This is a genomic window from Mesorhizobium sp. B2-3-13 (assembly GCF_006442195.1).
GTDB classification, from domain to species: domain Bacteria; phylum Pseudomonadota; class Alphaproteobacteria; order Rhizobiales; family Rhizobiaceae; genus Mesorhizobium; species Mesorhizobium salmacidum.
On record NZ_VFVQ01000001.1, the window covers coordinates 105,194 to 123,246 of the forward strand.

Annotated in this window: 17 protein-coding genes; 10 read left to right on the forward strand and 7 right to left on the reverse strand. The window is 63.0% G+C overall.

The window, feature by feature from the left end:
* Positions 1-671: 671 nt before the first annotated feature.
* Entirely contained in the window at positions 672-1,394 is a 723-nt protein-coding gene (locus FJ941_RS00450; RefSeq protein WP_140502351.1) for an SDR family oxidoreductase, read from the reverse strand.
* Positions 1,391-2,230: an SDR family oxidoreductase gene (locus FJ941_RS00455; RefSeq protein WP_140502352.1), complete on the reverse strand. Its 840-nt coding sequence runs from the start codon at positions 2,228-2,230 to the stop codon at positions 1,391-1,393. Before FJ941_RS00455 ends, FJ941_RS00450 begins: the two co-directional genes overlap by 4 nt.
* Positions 2,231-2,333: 103 nt before the next feature.
* Here FJ941_RS00455 and FJ941_RS00460 point away from each other — a divergent pair, with 103 nt between their 5' ends.
* Positions 2,334-3,215, forward strand: coding sequence for a helix-turn-helix transcriptional regulator (locus FJ941_RS00460; RefSeq protein WP_140502354.1), 882 nt, complete (start codon positions 2,334-2,336; stop codon positions 3,213-3,215).
* 134 nt (positions 3,216-3,349) lie between these two features.
* Here the strand turns inward: FJ941_RS00460 and FJ941_RS00465 are convergent, their stop codons facing one another.
* A complete protein-coding gene (locus FJ941_RS00465) occupies positions 3,350-3,985 on the reverse strand; it encodes a TetR family transcriptional regulator C-terminal domain-containing protein (protein ID WP_140502355.1) in 636 nt (211 codons plus the stop codon).
* Between the two features lie 226 nt (positions 3,986-4,211).
* Here FJ941_RS00465 and FJ941_RS00470 point away from each other — a divergent pair, with 226 nt between their 5' ends.
* The 4 genes from FJ941_RS00470 (at position 4,212) to FJ941_RS00485 (ending at position 8,759) form a co-directional block, all read left to right on the forward strand.
* Complete coding sequence (locus FJ941_RS00470; RefSeq protein WP_140502356.1) at positions 4,212-5,540, forward strand: aspartate aminotransferase family protein; 1,329 nt, start codon at positions 4,212-4,214, stop codon at positions 5,538-5,540.
* A 70-nt stretch (positions 5,541-5,610) separates the two neighbouring features.
* Positions 5,611-6,861 carry a Zn-dependent hydrolase gene (locus tag FJ941_RS00475; protein WP_140502357.1) on the forward strand — a complete coding sequence of 417 codons (1,251 nt, stop codon included), beginning with the start codon at positions 5,611-5,613 and terminating at the stop codon, positions 6,859-6,861.
* 66 nt (positions 6,862-6,927) lie between these two features.
* On the forward strand, positions 6,928-8,379 hold the full coding sequence (gene hydA, locus FJ941_RS00480; RefSeq protein WP_140502359.1) for a dihydropyrimidinase: 1,452 nt from the start codon (positions 6,928-6,930) through the stop codon (positions 8,377-8,379).
* Positions 8,380-8,381: 2 nt separating this feature from the next.
* Positions 8,382-8,759, forward strand: coding sequence for a hypothetical protein (locus FJ941_RS00485; protein WP_181169698.1), 378 nt, complete (start codon positions 8,382-8,384; stop codon positions 8,757-8,759).
* Positions 8,760-8,785: 26 nt separating this feature from the next.
* On the opposite strand, the gene FJ941_RS00490 is transcribed toward FJ941_RS00485, so the two are convergent.
* Positions 8,786-9,190 (reverse strand): cupin domain-containing protein, encoded by a 405-nt coding sequence (locus tag FJ941_RS00490; protein WP_140502360.1) that lies wholly within the window; start codon positions 9,188-9,190, stop codon positions 8,786-8,788.
* Positions 9,191-9,328: 138 nt separating this feature from the next.
* Between FJ941_RS00490 and FJ941_RS00495 the strand changes: the two genes are divergently transcribed.
* From FJ941_RS00495 to FJ941_RS00515, 5 genes are all read left to right on the forward strand, one after another.
* Complete coding sequence (locus FJ941_RS00495; protein ID WP_140502361.1) at positions 9,329-10,120, forward strand: ABC transporter ATP-binding protein; 792 nt, start codon at positions 9,329-9,331, stop codon at positions 10,118-10,120.
* A 293-nt stretch (positions 10,121-10,413) separates the two neighbouring features.
* Complete coding sequence (locus tag FJ941_RS00500) at positions 10,414-11,292, forward strand: ABC transporter permease (protein ID WP_140502363.1); 879 nt, start codon at positions 10,414-10,416, stop codon at positions 11,290-11,292.
* A complete protein-coding gene (locus tag FJ941_RS00505; protein ID WP_140502364.1) occupies positions 11,289-12,443 on the forward strand; it encodes an ABC transporter permease in 1,155 nt (384 codons plus the stop codon). The genes FJ941_RS00500 and FJ941_RS00505 overlap by 4 nt, the downstream gene beginning before the upstream one ends.
* A 40-nt stretch (positions 12,444-12,483) precedes the next feature.
* Positions 12,484-13,455, forward strand: coding sequence for an ABC transporter substrate-binding protein (locus FJ941_RS00510; protein ID WP_140502365.1), 972 nt, complete (start codon positions 12,484-12,486; stop codon positions 13,453-13,455).
* A 193-nt stretch (positions 13,456-13,648) separates the two neighbouring features.
* Entirely contained in the window at positions 13,649-14,092 is a 444-nt protein-coding gene (locus tag FJ941_RS00515) for a CHRD domain-containing protein (protein ID WP_140502367.1), read from the forward strand.
* Positions 14,093-14,146: 54 nt separating this feature from the next.
* On the opposite strand, the gene FJ941_RS00520 is transcribed toward FJ941_RS00515, so the two are convergent.
* The 3 genes from FJ941_RS00520 to FJ941_RS00530 all read right to left on the reverse strand — a co-directional run bounded on the left by FJ941_RS00520 (position 14,147) and on the right by FJ941_RS00530 (position 18,000).
* Positions 14,147-15,796 carry a thiamine pyrophosphate-binding protein gene (locus tag FJ941_RS00520; protein ID WP_140502368.1) on the reverse strand — a complete coding sequence of 550 codons (1,650 nt, stop codon included), beginning with the start codon at positions 15,794-15,796 and terminating at the stop codon, positions 14,147-14,149.
* Positions 15,793-16,968, reverse strand: coding sequence for a CaiB/BaiF CoA-transferase family protein (locus FJ941_RS00525; RefSeq protein WP_140502369.1), 1,176 nt, complete (start codon positions 16,966-16,968; stop codon positions 15,793-15,795). The genes FJ941_RS00520 and FJ941_RS00525 overlap by 4 nt, the downstream gene beginning before the upstream one ends.
* Before the next feature lie 99 nt (positions 16,969-17,067).
* Positions 17,068-18,000: an alpha/beta hydrolase gene (locus tag FJ941_RS00530; RefSeq protein ID WP_140502371.1), complete on the reverse strand. Its 933-nt coding sequence runs from the start codon at positions 17,998-18,000 to the stop codon at positions 17,068-17,070.
* Between the last annotated feature and the right edge of the window lie 53 nt (positions 18,001-18,053).

Consider the following 18,053-nt stretch of genomic DNA (forward strand, 5'->3'; position numbering starts at 1 on the left):
CCTCACAAGATCTGCTCTCGCTTCAAGCACAGCCTCGGGGTGTTCCTTGAGCACCGCAGCAACGACAGTGTCTGAAGAAGCTCCGGGGTTTCCCAATTCATTAGCTTTAGCGATGAGTAAGTTGCGTACCTTTGCCAGCGCTTGCCGCCGAGCCATTTGATGACCTCATGTCGCGAATCAGAACGAAGGCTTAGGCTTAGCGCGACAATTAGCCGCGTCAATCGCCAAAACAATTATCAACAGCATGCGGAGACATGCGGGCAGATGGTGACAATTCTACTTTTTCGATCGATTGGCTGGCGAGCGAGGCTGTCGGGAGCCATCGGAGGCAAGGACTTTTGTTCCCATCAATAGGCCGATCGTTGCAGCTTGATCCCGATCTGGCCTTACGCCATTCTTCCTCAGAAAAGACGAATAAAGGTTCGGCCCGTGCCAAGCGTCCAATGCTGCCGCCTCGGCCATGAGGCATTCCGTAACCTCGGCCCGGGCTTTGGTAGGAAAGAGCTCAATCACATTGTATCGAAAGTACATGCCGTCCTGTGCGCTATTCCGATAATGCATTGAATACGCTTACATAAATTAGTTAACGCTCCGCTAACTGTGCCCTGTCGAGGCCGAGCAGCAACGCCGTGGCTTAGCGGCGGTCCCCTAACACTGGCCGCGTCATTTATTCAAGCCGCGAACCGCAGTCCGCCATCGCAGGTCAGCACCTGGCCGGTCATGAAGCTGTTGGAGACGAGGAAGGCTATCGCCGAGGCGACGTCCTCGGCATGGCCGATGCGGCCGACCGGCGTTTTCCCCGCATATTCGGCAAAGACCGCCTGCCGCTGCTCAACCGGTAGAAAATCCCACCACGGCGTGTCGATGACGCCGGGCGCAACCACGTTGACGCGCAGCGGCTTCAGTTCCACCGCCAGGATCGGCGCGACGGTCAGCAGCATGCCGTTGATGGCGCCAATGCCGGCGACGCCCGGCATCGCGACCTGGGCCGACACCGCCGAAATGAATGTGACCGATCCCGATTTGTTCAGCGTCGGCAAGGCTGCCTGCAGGCAGGAGAGTTGCGGGCGCACTTTTTCGTCGACGCCCCCGGCGATGTCTGCAAGGTCGAGGGTCTCGAATGGACCGAGGCCCTTGCCGCCGCTGGCCGCCAGAACGAGATGGTCGAACGGGCCGAGGCGCTCGAAGAACTGGCGTACGTCATCCGGCTTCGAAGCGTCGAAGGCGGCCTTGTCGGCAGCGCCGCCAAGGCTCTTCCAGGCGCTGACGAGCTTGTCCTGGTTGCGCCCGGTGATGGTCACCTTCATGCCCGGGCCGAGCAGTTTGCGCGCTGTCGCCAGGCCGATGCCGGACGAGCCGCCGATGATGACTGTGTGTTCGGTTCTGTCGGTCATGACTGTTCTTCCTTCGATTTTGGCGAAGCCAACCCGACGAGGTCGAGGCTCCGGCTGCGCAATTGCTGTCTTGCCCTGGCGTCGTAGGCCTGGGCGTGGGCGCGGGATTCGCGCAGGCCGTCGAAATAGAGGCCGCTGCGCCCTTCGAGCGCGGATGAGGTGGCGAGGTTCAAGATAGCTTCGGCGCCGGTTTCGACGGAGCTCCACGGCGTCACGCCCGCCTGTCGGACCATGGTGGTGTTCATGTAGCTCGCCGGATGCAGTGCGTTGACGGTGACGCCGCTGCCTTCCAACTGCTCGGCCAGATCGACGGTGAACAGGATCTGCGCCAGCTTGCTCTGGCAGTAGGCGCGCACCCCGCTATAGCCGCGGGTCAGCATGACATCGTCGAAATCGATCGGCTGCTGGCCGGCGGACGCGACATTGACGATGCGTGCCGGGGCGCTCGCCTTCAGCAGCGGCAGAAGCTCCGAGGTCAGCAGGAAGCCCGCGAGATAATTGACGGCAAAGCGCAATTCGTAGCCATCGGCGCTTGTCTGTCGCTTGTCGCCAGCAGTGCCGACGCCGGCATTGTTGATGAGGATGTCGAGGCGGGTTGTGCTGCCGCGCACGGCCTCGGCGAGGCGTCTTACCTCCGCCAGCGAAGCGAGATCGGCCGCGAGAAACTCGGCCTTGCCGCCGGCGGCTTCGATGTCGGCGATAACGGCCTTGCCACGGGTTGCATCGCGGCCATGCACCAGCACCCGTGCGCCGGCGGCACCCAGCCTTTGCGCCACGACCCGGCCGACGCCGTCGGTCGAGCCAGTGATGAGGATGGTCTTGTCTTTCAATTCCATGTTCAGAGCCTCCTGTTGTTGCCCTGAACGCAAGATGGGGCGCTTCGCCCATGTCAAACAGTTCAAACTTTATCCTGGTATCAATACTGCTATAATAGCCGGCGTGAACGCTCCCGCTGCCTCCACCCGATCAGCCGACGTGAGCCGCCGGCGCGAGCTCGGCGCCTTCCTGCGTTCGCGCCGGGAAAGGCTGGCGCCGTCGGCCACCGGCATCACGACAGGTCCGCGACGGCGCACGCCGGGTCTGCGGCGCGAGGAAGTGGCGATGATCGCCGGTGTCGGCACCACCTGGTACACCTGGCTCGAACAGGGCAGGGATGTGCGGCCCTCGGTGGAAGTGCTGGCGGCGCTCTGCGAGGCGCTTCGCCTCGACGCCGTCGAGAAGCGGCATCTGTTCATCCTGGCCGGCCGCCAGCAGCCGGAGCGTCGTGTGGCGGCGCCGGAAAAGGTCGACGCCACGCTGTTGCATATGCTGCAAAGCCTGGTGCTGCAGCCCGCCTATGTCGTCGGCCGGCGTTGGGACGTTCTTGCCTGGAACGAAGCGGCCGTGGCGGTGTTCGGCGACTACGGCCTGCTGGAGGGCGATAGCAGAAATATCGTCCACATGGTGTTCACCAACCCGCACCACCGCCGCCTGCTGGTCGACTGGGAAGAACTCGCCCGCGTGGTGCTCGCCGCGTTTCGTGCCGAAAGCGCCAAATATGTCGGCGATCCGGATTTCGAACGGCTGATCGCGCTGATGATGAACTCAAGTCCCGAGTTCCGTGACTGGTGGCCCCGGCGCGACGTGGCGCGAAAACTAACCGGCGTGAAGCACATCCGGCATCCCAAGGCTGGCTTGATGGCTTTCGAGCATATGAGCCTGTCGATCGACGACGGCTCGGACATGCGGCTGATCGTCTACACGCCGCTCGCCGAGCAGAACTCGATCGCCAAGCTGCAGCAATTGCTCGACGCGATGCCGGCCGAACGACGCAGCGCGTGAGACCCCTCAGCTTCGTCGTCCTCGGGTCTGCGCTGCGTCGCCACGCTCCTTGCTCCGCCCGTGGATGACGAAATAATGAGCGCCTCCGCTAACCTCCACGGTCGGCAAGAACCAAACAACCGGTGGGTCGGCCGCTAGCCGTTTGGCTTCAGCCCATCGAGGAACAATTGCTCCAGGAAGCGGGCAGCGTCCTCGAAGCGGCCGTCGCCGCCGCGGTTCGACCCCAGAACGGCGCGGACCTGGACGTCGAAATCGGCATAGTGCTGCGTCGTTGCCCAGATCGCGAAGATCAGGTGCCAGGGATCGGTCCGGGCGATCTTGCCGGCGCGCATCCAGCCCTTGATGACGGCGGCCTTCTCGTCGACCAACGTCTTCAACTCGCCCGCCAACAGCGGCATGATGCGCGGCGCTCCCTGCAGGATCTCGTTGGCGAACAGCCGGCTCTCGCGCGGAAAGTCGCGGGCCATTTCCAGCTTGCGCCTGATGTAGCTCCTGAGTTCGGTCATCGGATCGCCGATGTCGTCGAGTTCCCTGAGCGGCGCCAGCCAGGTTTCGAGCAGCCGTTCCATCAATGTCTCGTGAATGTCCTCCTTGCGGCGGAAATAGTAGAGCAGGTTCGGCTTCGACATGCCGGCGGCTTCGGCGATCTGGTCGATGGTCGAACCTCGGAAGCCGTTGGTGGAAAACACTTCGAGCGCGGCCTCCAGGATCAGTTCGCGCTTTTCCACCTGGATGCGGGTGCGGCGAGGGGCTTGCGTGCTCGTGGTCACCGTTGCGGACCCTCGCATCGATGGTCATCTGGACCAATTCTCTGGACCAGTTTTTCTCCAACCTGTGGAACGCACTTCAGGAGCCGCATTTCCGCTAGTAATCCATTGACCGCCGACATGGCGGTGCTAACGTTTGTCCAATCGGTCAAAATTTGCGTAGCATGAAAGCGCGGCAAAGACCAAGCGTTGGGCGCAGCGAAACAGGTTACAAGGGGAAGTCTTGGTCATGTCCAACCGGCTGAAAGTCACGCCGAACGATCTCAGCGCATTCTGGATGCCGTTCACGGCAAACCGGCAGTTCAAGCAGGCGCCGCGCATGTTCGTGTCCGCCAAGGACATGCATTACACGACCAGCGACGGCCGCAAGGTGCTGGACGGCACCGCCGGCCTGTGGTGCGTCAACGCCGGCCATTGCCGTCCGAAGATCACCGAGGCGATCCAGCACCAGGCTGCCGAACTCGACTACGCCCCGGCCTTCCAGATGGGCCATCCGATCGTGTTCGAGCTGGCCAACCGCCTGGTCGACCTCGCGCCCAAGGGCATGGACCATGTGTTCTTCACCAATTCCGGTTCGGAATCGGTCGAGACGGCGTTGAAGATGGCGATCGCCTATCACCGCGTGAAGGGAGAGGGCTCACGCACCCGGCTTATCGGCCGCGAGCGCGGCTATCACGGCGTCAATTTCGGCGGCATCTCGGTTGGCGGCATCGTCACCAACCGCAAGATGTTCGGCACGCTGCTGGGCGGCGTCGACCACATGCCGCACACGCATCTGCCGGAGAAGAACGCTTTTTCGAAAGGCGTGCCGGAGCACGGCGCGGAACTCGCAAACGAGCTGGAGCGGATCGTCGCCCTGCATGACGCCTCGACCATCGCGGCCGTCATCGTCGAGCCGGTCGCCGGTTCCACCGGCGTTATCCTGCCGCCGAAGGGCTATCTCGAGAAGCTGCGCGAAATCTGCACCAAGCACGGCATCCTGCTGATCTTCGACGAGGTCATCACCGGTTTCGGCCGCCTTGGCGCGCCGTTCGCCGCCGACTATTTCGGCGTCACGCCCGACATCATGACCACCGCCAAGGGTGTCTCCAACGGCGTCATCCCGATGGGTGCCGTGTTCGTGAAGAAGGAAATCCACGACGCCTTCATGACTGGCCCCGAGCACATGATCGAGTTCTTCCATGGCTACACCTATTCGGGTAATCCGATCGCTTGTGCGGCCGCACTCGGCACGCTCGACACCTACAAGGAAGAGGGCTTGCTCACCCGTGGCGAGGAACTGGCACCTTATTGGGAGGATGCGCTGCATTCGCTGAAGGGCGAGCCGCATGTCATCGACATCAGGAACATCGGCCTGATCGGCGCGATCGAGCTCGCGCCTATCGCCGGCAGCCCGACCAAGCGTGCGTTCTCGGCTTTCGTCAAAGCCTTCGAGCGCGGCGCGCTGATCCGCACCACCGGCGACATCATCGCACTGTCGCCGCCGCTCATCATCACCAAGGGCCAGATCAACGAACTGATCGACCATGTGCGGGAAGTACTGCGGTCGATCGACTAGACTTGCCTTTACTGGGTAGGTGGCGATGGGAACCGCCACCCGCCCAGAACATGAAATGGAAGGACTTTGAATGGCCGCGCCCGGCGAAAATCTGCGAATCAATTCAGACCGTTTGTGGGATTCCATCATGGAGATGGCGAAGATCGGCCCCGGCATTGCCGGCGGCAACAATCGCCAGACCGTGACCGACGAGGACGGCGAGGGCAGGCACCTGTTCAAGCGCTGGTGCGATGCCGCCGGGCTCGAAATGGGCGTCGACGAGATGGGCACCATGTTTGCCCGCCGCGAAGGCACCGACCCCAGCCTGCCGCCGGTCTATGTCGGCAGCCATCTCGATACGCAGCCGACCGGCGGTAAGTATGACGGCGTTCTCGGCGTCCTCGGCGGCCTGGAGATCGTGCGCTCGCTCAACGATCTCGACATCAAGACGAAGCACCCGATTGTCGTCACCAACTGGACCAACGAGGAAGGCGCACGCTTCGCCCCGGCGATGATGGCGTCCGGCGTGTTTGCCGGCGTGCTCGACCAGGCCGATGTCTACGAGCATACGGACAAGAACGGCAAGAAATTCGGCGAGGAACTGGAGCGCATCGGCTGGAAGGGCGCCGAGAAGGTCGGCGACCGCAAGATTCACGCCTTCTTCGAACTGCATATCGAGCAGGGCCCGATCCTCGAGGACGAAGATATCGACATCGGTATCGTCACCCACGGCCAGGGCCTGAAATGGCTGCAGGTGACGCTGACCGGCAAGGAGGCGCATACCGGCTCGACGCCGATGCCGAAGCGCCGCAATGCCGGCCTCGGCATGGCCCGGGTGATCGAACTGGTGCACGAGATCGCCATGGACTACCAGCCCGACGCCGTCGGCGCGGTCGGCCACATGGAAGTCTATCCCAATTCGCGCAACATCATCGCCGGCCGCACCGTCTTCACCATAGACATCCGCTCACCGGAGAAGGAAGTGCTCGATGCCATGGATGGCCGCATCCGCGAAGGCATCGACACGATCTGCGACGCGCTCGACATCCGATACGAGATCGAGCAGGTCGGTCATTTTGATCCGGTCACCTTCGACAAGGGCTGCGTCAAGGCGATCCGCGACGCCGCAGAGCGGCTTGGTTACACGCACCGCAATATCGTCTCCGGCGCCGGCCACGACGCCTGCTGGATCAACCGCGTCGCGCCGACCGCGATGGTGATGTGCCCTTGCGTGGATGGGTTAAGCCACAACGAGGCGGAAGAGATCACCAAGGAATGGGCCGCGGCCGGCGCCGACGTTCTGTTCCACGCGGTGGTGGAGACGGCCGTCATCGTGGAGTGAATTTAGAGATTTACCTTCAACGCCGCTCACCAAGAAGCGCGAAGAGAAGAACAAGGGAACAGCAAAATGACCAAAGTCATCAAGAACGGCACCGTCGTCACCGCCGACCGCACCTGGAAGGCCGACGTGCTGATGCAGCACGGCAAGATCGTCGCCATCGGCTCGGACCTGCATGGCGACCATGAGTACGACGCCACCGGTTGCTATGTCATGCCAGGCGGCATCGATCCGCATACCCATCTTGAAATGCCCTTCATGGGCACTTACTCAGCCGACGATTTCGAATCCGGCACGCGTGCGGCCCTGGCCGGCGGCACGACGATGGTGGTCGATTTCTGCCTCCCGTCCCCGCAGCAATCGCTGCTCGAAGCCTTGCAGATGTGGGACAACAAGACCTCCAAGGCCTCATGCGACTATTCCTTCCACATGGCGATCACCTGGTGGGGCAAGCAGGTGTTCGACGAGATGGCCACCGTCGTCGACAAGGGCATCACCTCGTTCAAGCACTTCATGGCCTACAAGGGCGCGCTGATGGTGGACGACGACGAGATGTACGCGTCGTTCCAGCGCTGCGCCGATCTCGGCGCACTGCCGCTGGTGCACGCCGAGAATGGCGACGTGGTCGCCGCCCTGTCGCAGAAGCTGCTCGCCGCCGGCAACAATGGCCCCGAAGGACATGCGTATTCGCGCCCACCGGAAGTGGAGGGCGAGGCGACCAACCGCGCCATCATGATCGCCGACATGGCCGGTGTGCCGCTCTATGTCGTGCACGTCTCCTGTGAGCAGAGCCACGAGGCGATCCGGCGGGCGCGCCAGAAAGGCATGCGGGTGTACGGCGAGCCGCTGATCCAGCACCTGACGCTGGACGAGAGCGAGTATTTCGACAAGGACTGGGATCACGCGGCGCGCCGCGTGATGAGCCCGCCCTTCCGCAACAAGCTGCACCAGGATTCGCTGTGGGCGGGCCTGCAAGCCGGATCGCTGCAGGTGGTGGCGACCGACCATTGCGCCTTCACCACCGAGCAGAAGCGTTTCGGCGTCGGCAATTTCACCAAGATTCCCAACGGCACGGGGGGCCTCGAGGACCGGCTGCCGGTGCTATGGACCAAGGGCGTCAACACCGGGCGGCTGACGATGAACGAGTTCGTCGCGGTGACATCGACCAACATCGCCAAGATCCTCAACATGTATCCAAAAAAGGGCGCTATCGTCGAAGGTGCCGATGCCGACATCATCGTCTGGGATCCGAAGCGCAAGAAAACGATTTCTTCGAAGAAGCAGCAGTCTGTCATCGACTACAACGTGTTCGAAGGCGTCGAGGTGACGGGCTTGCCGCGCTTCGTCTTCTCGCGAGGCGAGTTGTCGATCGAGGAAGCCGAGGTGAAGGCAAAGCCCGGTCATGGTGAGTTCGTCGGCCGCGAGCCGAACGCCGCGGTCAACCGGGCGCTGTCGACCTGGAAAGAGATCACCGCGCCGCGCAAGGTCGAGCGGACCGGCATTCCGGCGACCGGGGTTTGACGGTGAGGCGCGCGGGGTTCTATCTCACCGCCGTTCTTGTTCTGGCTGCCGGCTCCGCCTCGGCGGCCGGCATCGACCTGTCCAAGCCCTATGGCAACAAGACCGGCTGCATCAACAAGAATGGTCAGAAGGTCTATGCCGAGGACATGCTGCTGCTGACCGATACCGACTTCATCACTATCGCCAGCGCCTGTACCTTCATTGAAAAGCAGGTACAGGCCGACGGTTCGCTGGTGGCGAAGGCGCAATGCCAGGCGGAAGGCGAGGAAGGCCAGTCGACGATCCGGTTCACCATCAAGCGCGGCGCCAAGAACGCCAAGAAGCTGGTGATTGCCGACGAGGACGGTACCGTCTACGGGGAAGTGTCACGGTGCCGATGACGGCCAGCGTCCCTCGTTCGAGGATATCAAGCGACCAGTGCATCCAGTTCCGGCAACAGGACGACGCTTTCCTGTTCGTTGGGGTCGGTGCGGGCGATGATGGCCGACGAGGGGGCGTTGCTCAGATTGGCCGGCAGATGCGGCACGCCGGCCGGAATGTAGAAGAGGTCACCGGCCTTGACGACGATGTGATGCTCCAGCCTGTCGCCATACCAGGTATGGACCTCCCCGGAGAGCACGTAGATCGCCGTTTCATGGTTCTCATGCAGATGCGCCTTGGCGCGGGCGCCGGGCGGCATGGTCAGCACATGCATGCAGATGCCGGAAGAGCCGACCGACTCGGTGGCGATGCCTGCGAAATAGGTTAGACCCTGCTTGCCTTCATAAGTGCTTTCAGGGCGGATAAGATGACAAGTGGGTTTAGGCGACATCGGGGAACTCCGGGCGTCGATTGAGTGGGACAAGCTCAGCAGGGCTGGGGCCAATGGGACGGGTCGAATGGAAAACAACATCGCGATAAAAGCAATCGGAATCGGGACGGCGCCGCGGGAACAGGCAGGCCGCAACCGATGACGGGAACTTCGCCAGCCGTCGTTTCGGCAAGCAAGCTTGGGCTCACCTTCCAGACCAATGACGGACCGGTGCAGGCGCTGTCCAATGTCGACCTGACCATCGGCAAGGGGGAGTTCGTCTCCTTCATCGGGCCGTCGGGCTGCGGCAAGACCACTTTGCTGCGCGTCATCGCCGATCTGGAGAAGCCGACCTCGGGGGCGATTTCGGTCAACGGCATGACAGCTGAACAGGCGCGCGAGAAACGCGCCTATGGCTATGTGTTCCAAGCCGCCGCCCTGTTTCCCTGGCGCACCATCGAGCGCAATGTCGCGCTGCCGCTGGAGATCATGGGCCTGTCCAGGGCCGAGCAGGCGGAGCGCATCAAGCGCACGCTCGACCTCGTCAATCTCAGCGGCTTCGAGAAGAAATATCCCTGGCAGCTTTCCGGGGGCATGCAGCAGCGCGCCTCGATCGCCCGTGCGCTCGCCTTCGACGCCGACCTCCTGTTGATGGACGAGCCGTTCGGCGCGCTGGACGAGATTGTTCGCGACCACCTCAACGAGCAATTGCTGGAACTGTGGGGACGGACGAACAAGACCATCTGCTTCGTCACGCACTCCATCCCGGAGGCGGTCTATCTGTCGACACGCATCGTCGTCATGTCGCCACGTCCGGGCCGGGTCAGCGATGTCATTGAATCGACGCTGCCGAAAGAGCGGCCGCTCGGCATCCGCGAGACGCCGGAGTTCCTGGCGATCGCCGCACGGGTGCGGGACGGGTTGAGGGCAGGGCATAGCTATGATGATTGAAGCGGGTGACAAGCGCACGGCGTACTGCGCCTTCGTCATCCTAGGGCGGAGCAGGCGCGTAGCAGCCTGCGCAGACCCTAGGATCCATGCCGCGACATTGGCCGAGGGGCGTAAGCAGCTGAGAATACCGGCCAAACAGAGTGGGGCGCAGGGAGCCGTATTCCGCACCGCTGCGGAGCGGAAATGTAACGGCATGGATCCTAGGGTCTGCGCCGCGTCGCTCCGCTCCTTGCTCCGCCCTAGAATGACGAAGGCGCATGTGACGAAGGCGTGTGATCCGCGAGACTTCGCCCATGGATAGCTTCCGCTCCAAGATCGTCCCCGTAACCTCCATCCTTCTGGGCGTGGTCGTGCTCTGGTACGTTTTCGCCGTCATCCTCAACACGCCCTTCCAGCGCGATCTCGACCGGCGGGCCAACGAAACCTCGACGTTCAGCGAACTCATCGGCAAGACGTTGTCGCAGCCGAAGCCGACGCTGCCGGCGCCACACCAGGTGGCGGTGAATTTCTTCGAGAATACGTTTCTGCGGCCCATCAATTCGAACCGCAGTCTTGTCTACAACGCCTGGGTGACGCTGTCCTCGACGCTGCTCGGCTTTGCCTTCGGCACCGCGCTGGGCATCGTCATTGCGGTGGGCATCGTCCATGTGGCGACGCTCGACCGCAGCCTGATGCCGTGGATCATCGCCTCGCAGACCATTCCGATCCTGGCGGTGGCGCCGATGATCATCGTCGTGCTGGCGGCGGTCGGCATCACCGGCTTGGTCCCGAAGGCGATGATCTCGACCTACCTTTCGTTCTTTCCGGTAACGGTCGGCATGGTGAAGGGGCTGCGCTCGCCCGAGATCATGCATCTCGACCTGATGCACACCTACAATGCCAGCCAGGCCCAGACCTTCTGGAAGCTGCGCGTGCCGGCCTCGGTGCCGTTCCTGTTCACCTCGATGAAGGTTGCGGTGGCGGCAAGCCTTGTCGGCGCCATCGTCGGCGAACTGCCGACGGGTGCTGTCGCCGGCATCGGCGCCAAGCTGTTGGCCGGCGCCTATTACAGCCAGTCGATCGACATCTGGTCGGCGCTGGTCGCCGGTTCGATCGTGGCGGGGCTGCTTGTGATGGTGGTTGGCATCGCCGGCCGCCTCGTCGACCGCGCCATGGGCGGGAGGCCGGCATGAACCGGCTGAAACCTTCCTGGCAAGCGGCGTTGGCGATCCTGGCGTGCCTGATCGCCGTTGCGCTCGGAGCGATCGCAGCGCCAAAAGTTGATCCGCTGGCGCAGCCTGCGGGGACGTTGATCTATCCCTATGCCGCGACGAGCTGGCTGATCTTCGGCGCGCTGCTTCTCGCCGCTTTGATCCCGATGGCCAAAGTGCCGCCCATGGCCGAAGCTGTCGTGCTTTTCATCGGTGCGCATCTGGCGGCCTGGCTGCTCATCGGGGGCATTGCCGGCTTCGAAGGTCTGGCGCGGGCGCCATATTTCCTGCTGCTCGCGGCCGCCTGGCTGCTTGGCTGGCGTTGTGTCGCGGTCTTGTCTGGACTGCGCCCGACGGACGGCTCGACGAGGACCGCTTTGCGTCTGATCATTCCGGCGATCTTCGGTGCCTGGATCCTGATCATCTGGGAGGCGGTAACGCGTGGCGCCGGCATTCCTTTCATCCTGTTGCCGCCGCCGAGCGCCATCGGCGCGCGCATCGCCGGTTCGCTGCCGATCCTCGGCGCCGATGTCCGGCAGACCATCTTCAAGGCAGTTCTTTTCGGCTATGTCGTGGGCAGCGGTGCGGGCTTCGTCACCGCTGTTCTCGCCGACCGCGTGGCGTTCCTGCGGCGCGGGCTCTTGCCGATCGGCAATATGGTCTCGGCGCTGCCGATCATCGGCGTGGCGCCGATCATGGTCATGTGGTTCGGTTTCGACTGGCAGTCCAAGGCGGCTGTCGTCATCATCATGACCTTCTTCCCGATGCTGGTGAACACGGTCGCCGGGCTCGCCGCGTCCGGCCATATGGAGCGCGATCTGATGCGCACCTATGCGTCTGGCTATTGGCCGACGCTCATCAAGCTGCGGCTGCCGGCGGCAGCGCCTTTCATCTTCAACGCGCTGAAGATCAACTCGACGCTGGCGCTGATCGGCGCCATCGTCGCCGAGTTCTTCGGCACGCCGGTCGTCGGTATGGGCTTCCGCATTTCGACCGAGGTCGGGCGGATGAACATCGACATGGTCTGGGCCGAAATCGCAGTTGCAGCACTTGCGGGTTCGGTCTTTTATGGCGTGGTCGCCCTTGTCGAAAGGGCCGTCACGTTTTGGCATCCCTCTGTCCGTGGTGGATAGGGGCGGTGGGTTCAGGGCACTAACTTCAGAGGGTAAAAAAATGAAAAGACTTATTATTCCAGTTCTGGCCGGCGCGATGTCGCTGGCCGCGTTCCAGGCAATGGCCGCCGACAAGGTGACCTTGCAGCTGAAATGGGTCACGCAGGCGCAGTTTGCCGGCTACTATGTCGCCAAGGCGAAGGGTTTCTATGACGCTGAGGGCCTCGACGTCGAGATCAAGCCGGGCGGTCCCGACATCGCCCCCGAGCAGGTGATCGCCGGCGGCGGCGCCGATGTCATCGTCGACTGGATGGGCGGCGCGCTCGCCGCGCGCGAAAAGGGCGTGCCGCTGGTCAACATTGCCCAGCCGTTCAAGAAGGCCGGCATGGAGCTGGTCTGCCCGAAGGACGGCCCGATCAAGAGCGAAGCCGATTTCAAGGGTCATACGCTGGGCGTCTGGTTCTTCGGCAATGAATATCCGTTCTACGCCTGGATGAACAAGCTAGGCCTCAAGACCGATGGCGGTCCCGATGGCGTCACCGTTCTCAAGCAGAGTTTCGATGTGCAGCCGCTGATCCAGAAGCAGGCGGACTGCATCTCGGTCATGACCTACAATGAGTACTGGCAGCTGATCGACGCCGGCTACAAGCCCGAACAACTCACCGTCTTCAACTACTCGGCCATGGGCAACGACCTGCTCGAGGACGGCCTCTATGCCTCGGAAGACAAGCTCAAGGATCCGGCCTTCGAGGACAAGATGGTGCGTTTCGTGCGCGCTTCGATGAAGGGCTGGAAATACGCCATCGACAACAATGACGAGGCGGCAGGCATCGTCATGGACGGCGGCGGCCAGGACGAAAACCACCAGAAGCGGATGATGAGCGAAGTCGCCAAGCTGATCGACAACGCCGACGGCAAGCTCGACCCGGCGACCTACGAGCGCACCGCCAAAGCTCTGCTCGACCAGAAGATCATCACCAAGGAGCCGAAAGGCGCCTATACCACCGCCATCACCGACAAGGCGGTCAAATAAGCCTGGCAGGCGCAATCAACTGCGCCTGCGAGCGGTTCGACGGCTGACACCAAAAAGGGGCGGGCGACCGCCCCTTTTCCATTCGCTCCGATCACAAAACCGTGTGCGGGGATACATTGTGCCAACCAGCCGTTGCATTGAAGCATGCGCGCGGCGGGGAGCCGCGACGCATAGCTTCAATCGGAGGTTCTTCATGCGCGCACACTCCTTCCTGCCGGCGCTATCGGCGCTCGCCATTTCCACCGCTTTCCTGTTCGCATCACCGGCCATGGCCGAGATGGTAAAATACAAGGCGACCCTGGATGGCGGCCAGCAGAGCCCAGCCGTCACAACCAAGGGCAAGGGGACGGCCACTCTCACCTTCGACACCACGAAGAAGAAGCTCAGCTGGAACGTGAAGTATTCCGGCCTCAGCGGCCCGGCGTCGGCTGCGCATATCCACGGCCCGGCGGCAATGGGTGAAAACGCGGATCCCGTGATCCCGTTCAAAGGCAAGCTCAAGAGCCCGATCAAGGGGTCGGCGACGCTGACGGATGCGCAGGCCGCCGACCTGGAGGCCGGCAAATATTATGTCAACGTACACACGGCGGCCCACAAGGACGGCGAGATCCGCGGTCAGATCGAAAAGGCGATGTAGGGGCCGAAGGCCGGCGGGACAGAGGGAGGCGCCAGGGAACTCGCCTGGCGGCTCTCAGGCCTTGTCGCGTATCTGCGTCATCGTCCGGGTCGGGGTTATCGCTTCGGGATCGAGCCTGATCTCGACGATCGCCGGCTTGCCGCTGGTTCGCGCGCGCTCGAAGGCAGGCGCGAAATCAGCTGTTTTCTCCACCGTCTCGCCATGGCCGCCATAGGCGCGGGCAAGTGCTGCAAAATCGGGGTTCTTCAGATCGGTGCCGACGACACGACCGGGATATTCGCGCTCCTGATGCATGCGGATGGTGCCGTAAATGCCGTTGTTGACGACGATCACCACGATCGGCAGGTCGTACTGCACAGCAGTGGCGAATTCCTGCCCGTTCATCAGGAAGCAGCCGTCGCCGGCGAAGGCGACCACGGTGCGCTCCGGATAAAGCGCCTTGGCCGCGACCGCCGCCGGCGTGCCGTAACCCATCGAGCCCGACGTCGGCGCGGCTTGCGTGCCGAAGCGGCGGGAGCGGTGGAAGCGATGAACCCAGGTCGCATAATTGCCGGCGCCATTGGTCAGGATGGCATCGTCGGGCAACACCTTTTCCAGATAGTCCATGATCGGACCCATCTGGACCGCGCCGGGGCCGGTCTGTGGTGGCGTCGACCATTCGAGATAGGCCACGTGATGCCTAGGCGTCTCGGCCGCCCATGATGGCGTTCCGGCGGGCTTGCGCTTGGCGAAACCCTCGACGAAAGCCGCTGGCGAAGCGTTGATCGCCAGCGTCGGGCGGTAGACCCGGCCGAGTTCGCCGGCATCGGCATGGACATGCACCAGTGCCTGGTCGGGATAGGGGCTCTTCAGCAACGTGTAATCCGAAGATGGCATCTCGCCCATGCGGCCGCCGATCAAGAGAACGACGTCGGCCTGCTTGATGGCCCCCGCTAGCTTCGGATTGATGCCGATGCCGACATCGCCGGCATAGTTTGGATGAAGATGGTCGAACAGCATCTGGCGGCGGAATGAACAGCCGACAGGAAGCGACCAGACCTCGGCGATCTCATGTATCCGCGCCACGGCATCCGCGTTCCAGCGCGTGCCGCCCAGGATGACGAAGGGACGCTTCGCGCCGGCAAGCAGCATTTCCAGTGCGTCGAGTTCGGCCTCCCCGGGATAGGTCTCGACGGGCGTGTGCGGAAGTGCTTCCGGCGCTTCGACCATGCTGGTCAGCATATCCTCCGGCAGCGAGATGACGACCGGGCCGGGACGGCCCGACGTCGCCACGGCGAAAGCGCGGGTGACGAATTCAGGGATGCGCGAGGCGTCGTCGATCTCGACCACCCATTTGGCGATGTCGCCGAAGAACCTGACGTAATCAACCTCCTGAAAAGCCTCGCGCTCCTTGGCGTGGCTGGCGACCTGGCCGATGAACAGGATGAGGGGAACCGAATCCTGCATGGCGATGTGGATGCCGGCCGAAGCGTTGGTGGCGCCAGGGCCGCGGGTGACGAAGCAGATTCCGGGCTTGCCGGTCAGCCGGCCCTGACAGTCGGCCATCATGGCAGCACCGCCTTCCTGGCGGCAGACGATGGTGCGGATCGAGGAATCATGCAGCGCGTCAAGCACCGCAAGGTAGGATTCGCCCGGCACGCAGAAGATACGGTCTGTGCCGTTGGCTTCGAGGGCGTCGACGATCAGTTGTCCACCGGTCTTCATTTCCCAGACTTCTCCAGTTCGGCAAGGATTTCGTCAGTGTGCTCGCCAAGGCGCGGCGAGGGGCGCTCATAGGTGAGCGGTGTGCCCGACATCACCATCGGCGCGCGCACCGACGGCAGGCGGTTGCCATGGCCGTCGTCGAGGTCGAGCCGCATGCCGCGGGCAATGGTCTGCGGATCGGCGAACATCTGGCCGATCGTATTGATCGGACTTGCCGGCACGCTCGCGGCTTCGAGCTTCGCCAGCAGCGGATCGCGATCCCAGGTCTTAAGCGCCTCGATGATGCGTGCGCGAAGGTCTACGCGGTTGGCGACGCGGACCGGATTGGTGGTGAAATCGGGATTGGCCGGCAAATCGTCCAGCCCGACCGCGGCGCAGAATTTGGCGAACTGGCCGTCATTGCCGACAGCCAGGATAATGTGGCCATCCCTGACCGGAAGCACTTCGTACGGGGCAATGTTCATATGCGCATTGCCCATCTGCACCGGCGACTTGCCGGAGACGAGATAGTTGAGGTTCTGGTTGCCAAGCGCCGAGATCTGAGTGTCGAACAGCGCCATGTCGATGTGCTGGCCTTCGCCGGTCTGTTCGGCATGGCGAAGCGCGGCCTGGATGGCGATGACCGAATAGAGGCCGGTGAAGATATCCGAGATGGCGACGCCGGCCTTCTGCGGCTCGCGGCCGGCCTCGCCGGTGATCGACATCATGCCGGCCATGGCCTGGATGATGAAGTCGTAGCCCGCGCGGGGCGCATAAGGCCCATCCTGACCAAAGCCGGTGATGGAGCAGTAGACCAGGCGAGGGTTGATCGTCTTCAGGCTGCCGTAGTCGAGCCCGTATTTCTTCAGGCCGCCGAGTTTGAAGTTCTCGATCAGCACATCCGCCGTCGCGACCAGCCGGCGCACCGTCTCGGCGCCTTCCGGCGTCGAGAAGTCGATGGCGATGGAACGCTTGCCGCGATTGCAGGAATGGTAATAGGCGGCCGACAGGTTCTCGCCGTCATGGCTCATGACGAAGGGCGGTCCCCATTTGCGAGTGTCGTCGCCGCCATCGGGGCTCTCGACCTTGATGACATCGGCGCCGAGATCGGCAAGCAACTGCCCGGCCCAGGGCCCGGCAAGAATGCGGGCGAGTTCGACGACGCGGACGCCTTTCAGCGGGGGTTCGGCCATAAATCACCGTGTTTGCCGCAATCATCCTGATTGCTGCGAAAGCACAGCCTCTATCAAGCCCGGCAGCGGCTGTCACGGTCCTTGCAATGGGCCAACCCGTCACGCGTTCAAGGCAGTGTCCGCCCAGTTGGCGAAATCGTCCATGATCGTGTCGCGGTTCACCTCGTTCAGGCTTTCGTGGCGGGTTTCGGCGTAAACCTTTGAAACCAGATTCGAAAAGCCCATCCTGCGCATGCGACTGGCGAGATGGGTGATGCCCTTGCCATAGTCCGAGGCAGGGTCTTTTTCGCCGCCGACGATGGCGACGGGGATGTCGCGGCGAACGGCGGCAAAGCCTGCATCCTTGCCGCCGTTCAGCGCCAAGGCGACCACATCGTGCCACATCGAGATGGAGGCATCCCAGCCGCAGAGCGGATCGGCGATATATTTCGCTACCTCCGCCTCGTCGCGCGACAGCCAGTCGAACAAGGTGCGATGGTTGGGCACCGCCTTGCCCCAGGCCTGGAAGGTAAGTTTCGGCAGCAGGCGCGACGGGACATCGGAGCCCAGCCGCATCCGTTCCCAGGCAAGGATACCGAGCGCCACCTGGCCGAGGAGGCCTTGCGAGAAATTGCCGTTCCAGATCGCGGTGGCATGGATGCGTTGCGAGTGGTGTAACAGGTAGCTCAACGCCACGGAGGCGCCCATCGAGTGGCCGAAAAGGATCACCGGCAGGTCAGGCCGCTCGCGGGCGATGAGATCGTGGATGGCGTCGATATCGGCGATCACCTTGGCCGGGCCGTCCTTGTCGGCGAATCTGCCGAGCGGCGCGTCGGGCGCCTTGGTCGCTCCATGGCCACGGTGGTCATGGACATAGACATGGAAGCCCCGGGCGGCGAGGAAACCGGCGAAGCGGTCGTAGCGCGCGGCGTGTTCGGCCAGGCCATGATTGATCTGGACCACCGCACGCGGAGAGCTGTCGGCCTGCCGGACGAACAGATTGAGGTCGGCGCCGGTCGGCGAGCGAACCATGCGCTGCTGGCTGAATGGCATGCCGGCCGGTCTCTCCCTGGTTCCGCCCTCGTGATGTCCAAACTGTGTGCGCC

What these genes read in the sequence shown, in the direction of transcription:
- FJ941_RS00450 (WP_140502351.1), bottom strand. Translation starts at nt 1,394, where the DNA reads ATGACCGACAGAACCGAACACACAGTCATCATCGGCGGCTCGTCCGGC.
- FJ941_RS00455 (WP_140502352.1), bottom strand. Translation starts at nt 2,230, where the DNA reads ATGGAATTGAAAGACAAGACCATCCTCATCACTGGCTCGACCGACGGC.
- FJ941_RS00470 (WP_140502356.1), top strand. Translation starts at nt 4,212, where the DNA reads ATGTCCAACCGGCTGAAAGTCACGCCGAACGATCTCAGCGCATTCTGG.
- FJ941_RS00475 (WP_140502357.1), top strand. Translation starts at nt 5,611, where the DNA reads ATGGCCGCGCCCGGCGAAAATCTGCGAATCAATTCAGACCGTTTGTGG.
- hydA (WP_140502359.1), top strand. Translation starts at nt 6,928, where the DNA reads ATGACCAAAGTCATCAAGAACGGCACCGTCGTCACCGCCGACCGCACC.
- FJ941_RS00490 (WP_140502360.1), bottom strand. Translation starts at nt 9,190, where the DNA reads ATGTCGCCTAAACCCACTTGTCATCTTATCCGCCCTGAAAGCACTTAT.
- FJ941_RS00495 (WP_140502361.1), top strand. Translation starts at nt 9,329, where the DNA reads ATGACGGGAACTTCGCCAGCCGTCGTTTCGGCAAGCAAGCTTGGGCTC.
- FJ941_RS00500 (WP_140502363.1), top strand. Translation starts at nt 10,414, where the DNA reads ATGGATAGCTTCCGCTCCAAGATCGTCCCCGTAACCTCCATCCTTCTG.
- FJ941_RS00505 (WP_140502364.1), top strand. Translation starts at nt 11,289, where the DNA reads ATGAACCGGCTGAAACCTTCCTGGCAAGCGGCGTTGGCGATCCTGGCG.
- FJ941_RS00510 (WP_140502365.1), top strand. Translation starts at nt 12,484, where the DNA reads ATGAAAAGACTTATTATTCCAGTTCTGGCCGGCGCGATGTCGCTGGCC.
- FJ941_RS00515 (WP_140502367.1), top strand. Translation starts at nt 13,649, where the DNA reads ATGCGCGCACACTCCTTCCTGCCGGCGCTATCGGCGCTCGCCATTTCC.
- FJ941_RS00520 (WP_140502368.1), bottom strand. Translation starts at nt 15,796, where the DNA reads ATGAAGACCGGTGGACAACTGATCGTCGACGCCCTCGAAGCCAACGGC.
- FJ941_RS00525 (WP_140502369.1), bottom strand. Translation starts at nt 16,968, where the DNA reads ATGGCCGAACCCCCGCTGAAAGGCGTCCGCGTCGTCGAACTCGCCCGC.
- FJ941_RS00530 (WP_140502371.1), bottom strand. Translation starts at nt 18,000, where the DNA reads ATGCCATTCAGCCAGCAGCGCATGGTTCGCTCGCCGACCGGCGCCGAC.